General features: G+C 61.9%; 11 protein-coding genes. 3 read left to right on the plus strand and 8 right to left on the minus strand.

Features of this window, described 5'->3' with window-relative positions; translation table 11 throughout:
• Positions 1-174: 174 nt before the first annotated feature.
• The gene (locus ACR3YK_RS02800; protein WP_486175725.1) at positions 175-2613 is read right to left on the minus strand and encodes a ribonucleoside-diphosphate reductase subunit alpha; all 2439 of its coding nucleotides are present in this window, start codon (positions 2611-2613) and stop codon (positions 175-177) included.
• 248 nt (positions 2614-2861) lie between these two features.
• Here ACR3YK_RS02800 and ACR3YK_RS02805 point away from each other — a divergent pair, with 248 nt between their 5' ends.
• Complete coding sequence (locus ACR3YK_RS02805; RefSeq protein ID WP_486175726.1) at positions 2862-4070, plus strand: MFS transporter; 1209 nt, start codon at positions 2862-2864, stop codon at positions 4068-4070.
• Between the two features lie 124 nt (positions 4071-4194).
• On the opposite strand, the gene ACR3YK_RS02810 is transcribed toward ACR3YK_RS02805, so the two are convergent.
• From ACR3YK_RS02810 to ACR3YK_RS02820, 3 genes are all read right to left on the minus strand, one after another.
• Positions 4195-5193 (minus strand): aldo/keto reductase, encoded by a 999-nt coding sequence (locus ACR3YK_RS02810; protein ID WP_486175727.1) that lies wholly within the window; start codon positions 5191-5193, stop codon positions 4195-4197.
• 98 nt (positions 5194-5291) lie between these two features.
• The gene (locus ACR3YK_RS02815; RefSeq protein ID WP_486175728.1) at positions 5292-6068 is read right to left on the minus strand and encodes a VTC domain-containing protein; all 777 of its coding nucleotides are present in this window, start codon (positions 6066-6068) and stop codon (positions 5292-5294) included.
• Positions 6065-6724 carry a DUF4956 domain-containing protein gene (locus ACR3YK_RS02820; RefSeq protein ID WP_486175729.1) on the minus strand — a complete coding sequence of 220 codons (660 nt, stop codon included), beginning with the start codon at positions 6722-6724 and terminating at the stop codon, positions 6065-6067. The genes ACR3YK_RS02815 and ACR3YK_RS02820 overlap by 4 nt, the downstream gene beginning before the upstream one ends.
• A gap of 155 nt (positions 6725-6879) precedes the next feature.
• Between ACR3YK_RS02820 and ACR3YK_RS02825 the strand changes: the two genes are divergently transcribed.
• Positions 6880-7587, plus strand: a complete 708-nt coding sequence (locus tag ACR3YK_RS02825) for a M50 family metallopeptidase (protein WP_486175730.1) — start codon at positions 6880-6882, stop codon at positions 7585-7587.
• A gap of 66 nt (positions 7588-7653) precedes the next feature.
• Here ACR3YK_RS02825 and ACR3YK_RS02830 read toward each other — a convergent pair whose 3' ends face one another.
• From ACR3YK_RS02830 to ACR3YK_RS02840, 3 genes are read right to left on the minus strand one after another with little or no spacing between them, the layout of a single operon-like run.
• Positions 7654-8901: an FAD-dependent oxidoreductase gene (locus tag ACR3YK_RS02830; protein WP_486175731.1), complete on the minus strand. Its 1248-nt coding sequence runs from the start codon at positions 8899-8901 to the stop codon at positions 7654-7656.
• Positions 8902-8961: 60 nt separating this feature from the next.
• On the minus strand, positions 8962-9789 hold the full coding sequence (locus ACR3YK_RS02835) for an alpha/beta fold hydrolase (RefSeq protein ID WP_486175732.1): 828 nt from the start codon (positions 9787-9789) through the stop codon (positions 8962-8964).
• A gap of 51 nt (positions 9790-9840) precedes the next feature.
• Positions 9841-10053 (minus strand): hypothetical protein, encoded by a 213-nt coding sequence (locus tag ACR3YK_RS02840; RefSeq protein ID WP_100389586.1) that lies wholly within the window; start codon positions 10051-10053, stop codon positions 9841-9843.
• Positions 10054-10295: 242 nt separating this feature from the next.
• Here ACR3YK_RS02840 and ACR3YK_RS02845 point away from each other — a divergent pair, with 242 nt between their 5' ends.
• Entirely contained in the window at positions 10296-11291 is a 996-nt protein-coding gene (locus ACR3YK_RS02845; protein WP_486175733.1) for a DUF4349 domain-containing protein, read from the plus strand.
• On the opposite strand, the gene ACR3YK_RS02850 is transcribed toward ACR3YK_RS02845, so the two are convergent.
• Positions 11288-12328 carry an LLM class flavin-dependent oxidoreductase gene (locus tag ACR3YK_RS02850; protein WP_486175734.1) on the minus strand — a complete coding sequence of 347 codons (1041 nt, stop codon included), beginning with the start codon at positions 12326-12328 and terminating at the stop codon, positions 11288-11290. The genes ACR3YK_RS02845 and ACR3YK_RS02850 overlap by 4 nt on opposite strands.
• Between the last annotated feature and the right edge of the window lie 128 nt (positions 12329-12456).

Here is a 12456-nt window from a genome sequence, read left to right on the forward strand (position 1 = left end):
TCTTCTTTCTCGATTGGTGCTCGATGGGTGTGATGGGGAACACGACGGTGTGGTGTCGTGTTCTCCGGGAGAGGTTAGTGAGTGGCTGCCCTTACTGGCAGCTGTCGCACTGCAGGTCGTCCATCGGGTCGACCGGTACGAAGTAGTCCTCAACGGTGTTTTCGCGGTTCATAATTACTCTGCCTTCTTTGCGAATCCGCCGAAACCTCGGCGTGCGGGAGCTGCGCCCGCGGTTGATGTGGATGTCGAGGCCGTTGCAGCCTTGGACGACGAAATTTCTTCTGCCTTGTTGACCTTCACCGTGGACTGCTCGGCCTGGTGGCGAGGCTTCATGTGCAGGTAGTACGTGGTCTTGACTCCGCGCGACCAGGCGTCGAAGTAGATGTCCATCATGTCGCCGAGGTCACGCGTCTCGAGGTACATGTTGCGGCTGATGGCCTGGTCGATCCACTTCTGGGCACGAGCGGCAACTTCAAGGAACGCGTACGGCGAGAGCTGGAAGCTCGTCTTGAACACGGCCTTCACCTCGTCGGGGATGCCTGCAACGTTTTGCACGTCACCCTGGCTACGCAGAATCGCTTCGCGGTTCTGCTCCCAGAGGCCCTTTTCTTGCAGAGTCGCAACGAGGTTGCGGTTCACTTCGAGGAACTTACCGTTCGAGGTCGAGCGGCTGAAGATCTGCGAGAACTGCGGGTCGAGACCGGGCGTGGTGCCGGCGACAAGACCAATGGATGCGGTGGGAGCGATCGCCATGAGCGTCGCGTTACGCATTCCGCCCTTGACCTTCTCGCGCATGGCATCCCAGTCGAGACGCGTCGTGCGATTGACCTTAACTTCCACGCCACGGTCGGCTTCGGTGAGCGCGATGGAGTCGAGGGGCACGAGGCCCTCTGACCAGCGGCTGCCTTCGAAGTTCGTGTACGAGCCACGTTCCTTGGCCAGTTCAGTGCTGGCGTCGATGGCGGCATACGAGACGTGCTCCATGATCTCGTCGATGAGGTCGTAGGCCTCTTCGCTCTCGTAGCTGTAGCCGAGCTTCTCGATGATGTCGGTGAATCCCATGACCCCAAGACCGACGGCGCGGTTCTGCTCGTTGGAGAAGTCAGCTTCTTTCACGCTGGAGCGCGTGATGTCGATGAGGTTGTCGAGCTGGCGAACGGCCAATCGGGCGCTTTCGGCGATCTTCACGAAGTCAACGCCGCCTTCGGGCAGAAGATGACGCGAGAGGTTGATCGACGCGAGGTTGCACACAGAGACGTTGTCTTCGTCCTGCGGCAGCGTGATTTCGGTGCAGAGGTTGGAGAGGTGGATCGTGCCCGTGTTGTTGTTGAGCGCACGGTTGTTGATCGTGTCTTTCCAGGTCAGCCACGGGTGGCTGGTGGTCTGCAGCGAAATGAGGATCGACTTGAACTGCTCGCGAGCACCGATTTTCTTGAACATGTTCATTTCGCCGGCTTCGGCCTTGGCAACATATTCGTTGTAGCGCTCGGAGAATGCCTTGCCATAGAGCTCGTTGAGGTCAGCGACTTCGAGCGGGTCGAAGAGGTACCACGGCTCGTCGTTCTGAACGCGCTTCATGAATTCATCACTGATCCACACGGCCGTGTTGGCGGTGCGGGTGCGACGGTAGGGGTCGCCGGAGTTGCTGCGAAGTTCAAGGAACTCCGGGAAGTCCATGTGCCAGTTCTCCATGTAGAAGCACAGCGCACCGAACTTCTTGCCACCACGGCTCACGGCACGAAGGATCGAGTCGATCGTGTGCATGAACGGGATGGGACCGGTGGACGTGGTGTTGTTGGAGCGAATAGGCGAGCCCTGAGCGCGCAGTTTGGTGACCGAAAGACCAATTCCGCCGGTGCCCTTGGTGAGCCACATGACATCGCGCGTGGTCTTGGCGATGTGCTCCATGTCGTCTTGCATTTCCATGACGAAGCAGTTGGCGAGCTGCGGGTAGATCGTTCCCGCGTTCACGAGAGTGGAGCCGGCAGCCAAGTATTCAAGGCTAGACATCTTCTCGTAGAACTTGAGTGCTGCCTCGTTGGGGTTCGCTTCGTTGAGCGAGAGACCCATCGCGATGCGCATCCAGAAGTACTGCGGCACCTCGAGGGCATCACCGTTGCGACCCTTGATGCCGTAGCGGTTGTTGAGCGTGACAACACCGATGTACTTGAGCAGCTCGTCGTGAGCGGGCTCAAGGTGCTCGGCGAGAGCATCCAAGTCGAACATGCTCGTGAGGCGAGGGTCGAGGAGTCCCTCGTCGACGCCACGGGTGACGTTGGTGGCGAAGTGCTCTTTGTGCAGGCGCTTGAGGTCAGCAGCGTCGGTGTAGTCGCCAAGCACGCGCTTGTAAATGGTCTTGAGGAGGAGCCGAGCGGCAACGGTATCGAACGCCGGGTCGTCTTTAACGTTCTGGAGGGCAACTTGGATGACGGCTTCGTCGAGCTGCTGCGTGGTGATTCCATCGAACAGCGTCAGTTCGAGTTCAGAAGCGATCTGAGTAACCCAGGTGATGTTCTCGTCGAGGCCAGCTGCGGCTTCTTCGATCGCGATGTTGATCTTGTTCGCGTCGTACGGCTCTCGCTGACCGTTGCGCTTGACGACTGTGATTGCCACAAATACTCCCTAAAATCCCCGTAAAACACTCAAAACCGCGACCCCCGGCCAAGCGGTTCCACCACTATATATCGTGGGTGCCACCGGCCGCCAACCCTAGATGTAGTGGGCGTGTCATCCACAGGTGTGCATAACTTCGCGGGGTTTTCCACAGCCTAGGGATAACCACTGACACCCCTAAAACCCGCAGAAATCCGGCCCCTATTCGCCGAGAATTGGCCCATTTCGACAGCTAAGCTGGAGTTCTTGTGAACGCATACATCGACCTGTTGAAAACACCGGGCATCGCCCGAATTATTGCCGCGCAACTCACCGCCCGGCTTCCGAGCGGAATGCTCTCCCTGGCGATTCTTCTTCACGTCGAACAGATTCATGATTCGTATGGCGCGGCCGGCCTCGTTCTCGCTGCCACGAGTGTTGGCCAAGCCGTAGCCGGCCCTCTAACGAGCCGCTGGATGGGCGTGTGGGGAATGCGCAAAGTTCTCATCCTCACGCTTACCGTGTGTTCTGTTTCGATCTTTGCGATCGCTCTCGTACCGATGAGCGTTGGCATGTTCATGATTGTCGGCCTCATCGCTGGCTTGAGTAACCCCCCAGTTCAGCCCGCCGTGCGCACGATCTACCCAAAGATGGTGAACTCTAAGCAGTTGACGCCGCTCTTCTCCCTAGATGCCTCTGCCCAGGAGATCATTTGGGTTGCGGGCCCCGTTGCTGCGACGTTCCTGGCCGTGCAGATTTCGACAACACTCGCGATCCTGGTGGCGGGAAGCTTCCTCATCGCCGGTGGCGCCTGGTTCATCGCTAGCCCCGAAGTCGGCCAGGTTCGCATCCCACGCAGCAAGCGTTCCTTCGGAACCGTGCTGCGCCGTCCGCCCGTATTGCTCGCGACCATCACGGGCTTCCTGCTCGTGGGTGCCGCTTCGGCAGTCGAAGCATCCGTCGTTGCGGTTTTCGGGCACGGCGGCCCGCAGGCCGGTATCGTGCTCGGCATCTGGGCCATCGGTTCCCTCTTCGGTGGATTACTCCTGGGGCACCTCCCCATTGGGCCGTGGGCTCTCGCACGCCGCATGTTCATCGTGTTCGTGGGCATGGCGTTGGCGATGATCTACCTCGACTTCTGGTGGCTGGCCATCATGCTGCTCATCGCCGGTATTGGTATTGCTCCTGCGTTCGCCGTGATCTTCGCCATCGTCTCCGCCAGCGTGAAGTTCAGCGACACCGCTGAGGCCTACGGATGGGTCGGCACCGGCCAGCTCATCGGTGCCGCGCTTGGCTCGGCCGTCGCCGGATTCCTCATCGACGCCTATGGCCCCATCGGTGGCTTCTGGGCAGCGACCGTCATTGCTGCCCTCGGAGTTCTCGTACCGACGCTGCTGCGCGGCTGGCACCCCGACCTGCGCGGCAAAGATGCGAGCCCCATCCCCGACACTGAACCGATCAGCACCCTGCGCCAGTAGCGTCCACAAACAGCGACCCTGCACGCAAGTCCTGCACCAGCAAGTCGTACGCCAGCAGCCATCGCGAAAGACGCCCGCGTCCCAGCCCTCAGAGGCATGACGCGGTCGCTCGAACCGTGTGGGATTACCAGCGTGGATGCACGGCAGCACGGAAGTGGCGATCGTAAATGTCGCGCACCCCGGCCATGAAGCCCTCGCTCAAGGCAGGCACTTCGCCGGCACCGGCGTTGGACTGAGCCTGAGCCACGTTGCGTGCTCCCGGAATCACCGAGCTCACGCCGGGCTGCTGAGCGACCCACGCGAGTGCAACCTGCGGGGTCGAGAAGTCGGCGACGGCAGGCTCAGCGGCGAGGAGCGCCGCGAACTCCTGAGCCGCGGCAACACCGGTCTCAAAGTCGACGCCGGAGAAGGTCTCGCCCACGTCGAACGCTTCGCCGTTGCGGTTGTACGTGCGGTGGTCGTTTTCCGCGAACGTGGTGTCAACGCGGTACTTGCCACTGAGCAAACCAGAGGCCAGCGGAACGCGGGCGATAATTCCTACACCGGCGTCGAGCGCGGCTGGCAGTACGGCATCCAGCGGCTTGAGGCGGAAGGCGTTGAGGATGATTTGCACGCTCGCGACGTTCGGTCGCGCGATCGCGGCGAGCGCCTCATCCGCGGTCTCCACGCTCACGCCGTAGGCAGCGATCGCGCCCTCGGCGACGAGCGTGTCGAGGTCATCGAAGACACGGTCCATGCCGAAGACTGCGGTGGGCGGGCAGTGCAACTGCACGAGGTCGAGAGTGTCAACGCCGAGGTTCTGGCGGGAGCGGTCTGTCCACTCGCGAAACTTGGCGAGGGTGAAGTTGCTGGGATCTTGTGCTTCGCGGCGGCCCATCTTGGTCGCGACGGTGATCTCGAGTTCGGGGCGATCGGCGAGGTAGCTGCCAATGAACTTTTCGCTGCGACCGTCACCGTAGACGTCGGCGGTATCGAAGAAGGTGACGCCGCCGTCCACCGCGGTATCGAGCACGCTGCGGGCATCCGCCTCACTGACGTCACCCCAGTCGGCGCCCAACTGCCACGTGCCAAGACCGATTGCGGAAACAGAACGGCCGGTGCGGCCCAGAGTGCGAATGTCCATGACTCAACGCTACGCCTCCGCGGCGACAAAGTTCGACCACGCAACAAACGTCGCCCGTCCGTGAGGGCAGTCACGAACGGGCGACGAACTTGTGGCGCCTAGGCAGCGACGCTCTCGAGCGCCGGAGCGAAGTGTTGACGGAGCACCCGCGACCACCGGTTGTGCGGCAGTTCTGGGCGAAGGGCGGCAAGGCCGGTCGCAAACTTGGAGATGCGATCCGGGCGGTGCCCCATCTTCCAGAGAAGGCGGTCGACCTCGCTTGCCTGGCCCGACGACTTGGTTTCGACAATGACAGTGTCGTCAAAGCGGAGCGCGTCGTCGTCGCACTCCCAGGCGAGAGCACTGTCAATCGTGCACCGGCTGCCGCTTCCCGGCAAAAACAGAGTCGTGCGGGTGTAGCGCGTCGTGAGCACCGGCTCCATGGCGTCGGAGTCGATACCGACCACCGAGGCATCCTGCAGTAGTTCGTCGATGTACTCGCGACCCTCGACCGTGAGACGGTCGCGCTCGTCAAAGCTGTACGGCAGGCGCTGCTTGGCGGTCGTGCCGCGCGAGCCCTTCGTCTTCACTTCGAGGTAGCAATCCCCCGTGTCCAGATAGCTGCGAGTGCGAGCCTTGAAGCGACGGCGTCGCGGATGCGCGGCCAACAGGTAGCTCGCCGCCTCCGGAGTATCGAAGTACACCGACTCGTAGTCGAAGTGCTGCTGCCCGTTGATCTCGAGCACCCGAGCCTGAGACTCGAGCTCGGCGAGCAGTGCTTCCAGGTCGGATGCCGGCACGAGGTACTTACGGTCGACCCGCGTCAGTAGCGAGGCGCGTTCGGCCAGCTCCTCGAGCGAGATGGATGCGAAGCGAGTGGTGTTTGGCGTGTTCATCGCTGTGCTGCCTCAAGGCTGTCGTGCGCACCGTTAGCGGCGGCGGGCGCAGCGGTTGCGGTGTTCCGGGCCGAGCGCGCACCCTCAACGAGGCGGTAGCGAACATCCACCACCGTCGTGTCGTTGACGAGGTCGAGCTTGACGACCGTGAGCGAGTGAACGCGAGCGCCCAGCAAGTTTTCGAGACGCACACGCAGGGTGGGCTCGTCGGCGATCGCGGCATCCAGCGTCACCGTCTGTTGGCGGTAGGCGCGGAATAGTCGCGGGTGGTCGCCGAAGGTCATCACGAGCACGATCATGGCCATGAGCGCCGGGGCGACGTAAACCGAGACCAGTGAGGTGGATTCGCTGGCGTTGCCGGCAGCACCGAGACCCGCGATGAGACCGAGGGCAAGGGAGGCGAAGTAGTACGCCACTTCGTGCTGCGCGATCTCCGAGGAACGGAGGCGGATGATCGAGAGGACTCCGAACAGGCCGAGACCGAGGCCAACACCGACGGCGCTATCGGCCAGCATGACCGTAACGGCCATCACACCGACGTTCACGATGAGGTAGGCGACGAGCAGGTCGCGGCGGCGGTGGCGCGCAAAGTACAGAGCGAAAGTGAGAAGACCGACGGCGACAAGGTCGAGGGCGATCATGGTGAGTTGGCTCATTGCGAGGCTCCAAAGTTGTTACGAAGTGTGGTCGTGCTTTCACGCTGGTCCCCATTGAGCCCGAGAACTCTATGGACTTTCTATGAACGATCTCGACGCGGCGTGGGAGTCCTAAAAAGGCCTCACTCGTGGCTTCGAGGTGAGACAATTCCCGAATGGATGCCCTTCTCGACTCCCTCGCCCGCACGACCCCGGTCGACGTCTCGCCGACTCTGCTGATCGTGATCGTGGCCGCAGCGGCCGTTCTGAGCATCCCGCAGCCGATCTGGAAATGGTTCGGCCTCTTCACGACCCTCGTGCACGAGCTCGGCCATGCTGTCGGCGCGATTCTCACCGGTCGCTTCGTGCACGGCATGAAGATTCGGATGAACCACTCCGGTGAGGCTGTCAGTAGTGGCCGCGGCACACTGGGCTCCGTGATCAGCGGATCGCTCGGCTATCCCGCGCCGGCCATCGTCGGAGCCGTGCAACTCTGGTGTGTCACCCAGGGCTACACCGCCATGGCGCTGTTCATCGGCGGCATCATCCTCGTGCTCACGCTGCTCGTGATTCGCAACCTCTTCGGCTTCCTTGTCGTGGCCGTTTCCGCCGCCGCGAGCGCCGCGCTCTGGGTGTGGGCAACGCCCGAACAGCAGAGCTACGTGCTCCTCGTGATCGCGATCGCCCTACTCGTGGGAAGCGTGCGCGGCCTCGCCACCGTGATCGGTGTTCACACTCGCCGCCGCGACCAGCTGAGCACCTCCGACGCCTACCTCCTCTTCAAGCGCACCGGCATTCCCTCGGTATTCTGGCTCCTCGTCTTCGCCGCCCTCATCGGCGCCAGCGTTGTCTGGGCCGTCACGATGGTGCTCGAGACGTACTAAGCCCGCGGGCGCTAGGGCGCTCGGACAGCAGAGGTTGACCTCTGGCTGACGTGGGCCCGGTTCGACCTAGGCGCGCGGCTTTAGGATGCCCGGAGCGATGCGTTCCGGCCGGAAGCCGTAGCCCACGATTCGCGCCACAATCGGGCGCACGCGCGGCAACACCACCGCGATCACGAAGCGTTCGCGCAGGCGCGGTGGGTTGTGCAGAACGACTCCACTCGTGGCGCGATTGATGAGCCGGTGCGCTACGCGTTGCATGCGCTGCATGAGCACCGTGGGCAGGGTGCGGCGACGCTGCACGGCGGCGCATGCAGCATCGATTGCTGCGGCATCCACCCCCTTCTTTCGCAGCACGGGAACGAGAGTATTCGCGAGGGCCACGGCGTCTTGAATCGCGTAGTTGATGCCCACGCCGAATGCGGGCGACATCGCGTGGGCGGCATCGCCAATACAGAGCGCGCCCGGCACCGACCATTCAGGCAGACGATTTATTTGCACCGACAGCAGTTTCACGTCGTCGAAGCTCGCGATCTCGTGGGTCACGTCGCGTAGGCGTGGTGCGGTCGCCGCAATCTTGTTGCGGAACGCTTCGATGCCCGCCTTCTGAAATTCAGGAAAACTGCCTTTTCGAATGAGAAGCCCGCACTGAAAATAGCCAGGTCGCGGGATCGTGACGAGAGCCGAACCACCCCGGATGTTAGCGAGAGTGTCGCGCATCGGTTTCGTGGGGCGCGGCACCCTAAACCACAGCACATCAATGGGAACGCCATAGTCTGCCGGCACTAAGCCGAGGGCATCGCGCACGGCTGAAGCGCGCCCATCAGCCGCCACTGAGAGCGCTGCGTTGACGCGAAGCGGCCCGTCGGGCGTCGTCGCTTCGATTCCGACCACGCGCCCGTTCTCCTGAATTTTCGAATGGGCTGTGGCCTCGAGCACCAGGCGAAATGATAGTTGCCGCTGGGCTTCTTCCGCCAGCATGTTCAGTAAATCCCACTGCGGCATGAGCGTCACGTAGCGGTGTGGCCCCGGCAGTACCGTGAAGTCAACGGCACGAAGCCGGATGCCGTCAATCACCGCATCGAGGACGGAAAGCTCGCTGTGGTCGATCTTCGCTGCCGCCTCGCCCAAGCCGACCTGGTCGAGCAGATTCAGCGTGGACGGGTGAACGGTGTCGCCGCGAAAGTCGCGCAAGAAGTCGGCATGCTTTTCGAGGACGACAACATCGATGCCAGCGCGAGCCAAAATGAGCCCGGCGACGATTCCGGCCGGGCCTCCCCCGGCGATGCAGACGGTGGTGTCGAGTTGCTGGGCCATGAGAGTTCCCTCCGTTGGCTCCACGCTACTCCTGCCGCTCGCGCGGGGAACCGCTCGCGGCTAGCGGGCGATCTGCGCCAATTCGGCGCCGCTGTCGATCACAGAGACCAGTCGCTTGGCCAGTCGTTTGCGCACGAGGTGGTCGTTCGCTTCGACGCGATGCATCGTCACATGCCGCATCTGCCCGACGATGCGCATCGTTCCGGGTGCGATGAACTGGTCGAGGGAACCGTACACGACGTCGATCGGCACCCGCACGGAGGCGATGTCGCTCACGGTTGTCTGGGTTTCGATGCAGTTCTTGAGGCTCATCACGAAGGCCTGCCAGTTGCGCTCGGAGACGTCGAGAATCTCTTCGAGCTGAAAGAGGCGGCGCAGAGTGTCGACGGTCGCCATCGTGAAATCTTTGTTGTCGCGCAAGAACTCGTAGGCCCGCATGTAAGCACCGACGCGGGCACGCACGAGCGGATCGCCGATCTGGTTCGGCGGCACGTAGATGGGTGGGCTCACCAGAACCAGACGGCTTACCTTGCTGGGGTGCATCGCCGTGTAACGCGCAGCGAGAAGGCTGCCAAGCGAGTGCCCCACGAGAATAAAAGGGGCGTCGAGCTTGAGCGAATTGATCGTCGCACGGATGGAATCAACGTGCTCTTCGATCGTGAAGGTGGCATCCACAGGGCTCGGCGATTCTCCAAAGCCGAGCAGATCGAACGAGATGCAGCGGTAATGATCCGAGAGCTGCGGGATGACGTGGGCGAACGTCGCCGCAGATGAGGCGATTCCATGAAGAAAAATAATCACGGGACCTTCGCCGTCATCTGCAGCGATATTCAGCAGCGGTGCCTTCGAAGGGGTAACCCACCGTCGAAACTCCGCCCATAAACCCATGTGCTCAGTATCCCAGCCCCAGACCGGTGGATGCTGAGTGAGCGAACCAATTTAGCGAAGGTTCTCTTTGTACTCGTTCTTCGCTTCGGTGGCTTCGCTCTCGGCTTTTGCACGCTCGAGGTCGGCTTCTGCCTTCTTTACCTCGGCATCGGCCTCCGCCTGGTCGGCCGCATCACTGACGCGCTCCTTGGTGTCGTCGACGAATTCTCCGACCTTCTTTGCGGTGGCTTCGCCTGCATCCTTTGCGTTATCGATGAGACCCATGATTCCTCCTTGTGTAAGTAATCCGTGTCTTTCAGTGCCTCGCTGTGAGGTACCATTTCACGATATCCGCGGGCTGCCAGCCGCATCGAGTTTTGCATAGAACCTCAAGTGTGCTTTCAGAAAACGTCAAGCTCACGCCCACGGTGCACGGAACTCACAAACGATAACGATCCGGTGGTGACGCTCAAATCGTGACAAACGTTGGGTAGTTTTTCCGCATCCGGCAGTCCTACATTGAAAATATGAGGCGCACACTAACAATCACCACAGCACTGGCACTTTCCGCACTCGTTCTCTCGGGCTGTTCCGCCGGGATGAACGACCACTCAACAAGCGAGTCGACGGAGTATCTCGTTGATGAGGCCATCGAGGGGCGGTCCGGCACGTCGGGCGACGCTCAAGAACTTGGCGCGCCCGCCGCCGACGGTACTCTCGCGAATGAGTCTGACCTCAGCCGCGACGTCATCACTACGGGCTACATGGCCGTAACGGTAGTGAGCCCCGATGAGGCCACCGCCGAAGCAATCCGCATCACCGAATCTGTGGGGGGCCGTGTCGATAGCCGCAGCGAGTACGCACCGTCAGAAAGCAATCGCGGCAGCTCCACCCTCACACTGCGTATTCCGGCATCCGACCTCACCGCCACGCTCGACAAGTTCAAGGAGCTGGGAGAACTGCAAGAGGTCTCCACCAACGCCCAGGACGTCACGATGCAGTCGCGCGATCTGGAAGCGCGCATCACGGCTCTCGAAGCGTCGGTCGACCGTTTGCTCGCTCTGCTCACGAAGGCAAGCGACACCGAAACGTTGATCCAACTGGAGACCGCAATCTCTAGCCGCCAGGGGGAACTCGAGAGCCTGAAATCACAGAAGCGGTACTTCGATGACCAGGTTGCAATGTCAACACTCACCCTCAACCTCGTTTCCGAAGCGGATGCCCCCAGCACCGAACCGAACACGTTCCTTGACGGTCTCGCTGCCGGCTGGGCCGGGCTCGTTGCCTTCTTCTCCGGCCTTCTCGTACTGCTCGGAGTGCTGCTGCCGTGGCTCGTTCTTCTCGCGATCATCGGCGGTGTCATCGTAGTGATCGTGCGAACGGCACTGCGTTCAGGCCGACGTTCGACCTCCGCAGCACCGGCTGCGACATCCGCCCCGGTTGAGAAGACCCCGGTTGAGACAACGACGGCACACGCCGACGCAACCACCACCACTACTGCCGAGGAGCCGAAGACCGACTAGACCTTCTCTGCCAGCAACTCCCGCACTCGGGGAATGACCTCGGTGGCGTACAACTCAATACTGCGCATCATGCGCTCGTGAGGCAGGGTTCCTGCGCTGTACTTCATGTCGAATCGCTGGATGCCGAGGGCAGAGATAGTGTTCGCTATCTTCTGCGCCACGGTCTCCGGCGATCCGGCGTACATGGAGCCGTGCTTCACTTCGCCGATGAACTCATCGACGCTCGACTCGGGCCAGCCGCGGTCGCGACCGATCCGGTCACGCATGGTCTTGTAGTGCGGCCACATCTCCTCGACGACCTTGTCATCGGAGTCGGTGATGTAGCCGGGCGAGTGAACAGCGATGGGCAGGTCGGGTTGTCCCAACTCGGCCAAGGCGTTGCGGAACAGCTGCGCGTAGGGAGCGAACCGTTCGGGCTGGCCGCCGATGATGGCCAGCACCAACGGCATACCGTAGCGGGCGGCGCGCACAACAGATTCGGGGCTTCCGCCGACGCCGATCCAGGTTGTGAGCGAGCCAGATTCGGTGCGCGGGAAAACTTCTTGGTTCTCCAGGCCGGCGCGCAAAGTGCCCGACCACGTAACGGGCTCTTCCTTAATGAGTTCGGAGAACAGGTCGAGCTTCTCGGAGAACAGCGTTTCGTAGTCGGCGAGGTTGTAGCCGAAGAGCGGAAACGACTCGGTGAACGAGCCGCGACCGAGAATGATCTCCGCACGGCCGTTCGACAGAGCATCCACGGTGGCAAAGCGTTCGTAGACGCGCACGGGGTCATCCGAGCTCAAGACCGTGACGGCCGAGCCCAGCTGGATGTTCGTGGTTGCGGTAGCAAGCGCGCCCAAGACTGTCTCGGGAGCCGTGATCGCAAAGTCGTCGCGGTGGTGCTCGCCCACACCGAAGTAATCGATGCCGAGCTTGTCGGCCAGCACTCCCTCGGCCACCACATTGCGGATGACCTGCGCCTGACTGAGCGGCGCACCGTTGTCGTCTACCGTGACGTCGCCAAATGTGCCGAGTCCAAACTGAACCTGCTGATTCACGAGCTCCCTTTCGCTGAGACGCCGATCGCGTCTGTAGGCAAAACCGTAGCCGGGGATCCGCTATTCCACGATTCCGAGGTAGGTACCCGCCAGATGGCGGTGGGCGGATGCGCGGCTCCCGGTCGAGG

Source organism: Salinibacterium sp. 10G20-15 (assembly GCF_057365065.1).

Bases quoted from the DNA above. Each gene is read 5' to 3' on its own strand.
- ACR3YK_RS02810 (WP_486175727.1), bottom strand. From the start codon at position 5,193: ATGGACATTCGCACTCTGGGCCGCACCGGCCGTTCTGTTTCCGCAATC.
- ACR3YK_RS02815 (WP_486175728.1), bottom strand. From the start codon at position 6,068: ATGAACACGCCAAACACCACTCGCTTCGCATCCATCTCGCTCGAGGAG.
- ACR3YK_RS02820 (WP_486175729.1), bottom strand. From the start codon at position 6,724: ATGAGCCAACTCACCATGATCGCCCTCGACCTTGTCGCCGTCGGTCTT.
- ACR3YK_RS02825 (WP_486175730.1), top strand. From the start codon at position 6,880: ATGGATGCCCTTCTCGACTCCCTCGCCCGCACGACCCCGGTCGACGTC.
- ACR3YK_RS02830 (WP_486175731.1), bottom strand. From the start codon at position 8,901: ATGGCCCAGCAACTCGACACCACCGTCTGCATCGCCGGGGGAGGCCCG.
- ACR3YK_RS02835 (WP_486175732.1), bottom strand. From the start codon at position 9,789: ATGGGTTTATGGGCGGAGTTTCGACGGTGGGTTACCCCTTCGAAGGCA.
- ACR3YK_RS02840 (WP_100389586.1), bottom strand. From the start codon at position 10,053: ATGGGTCTCATCGATAACGCAAAGGATGCAGGCGAAGCCACCGCAAAG.
- ACR3YK_RS02845 (WP_486175733.1), top strand. From the start codon at position 10,296: ATGAGGCGCACACTAACAATCACCACAGCACTGGCACTTTCCGCACTC.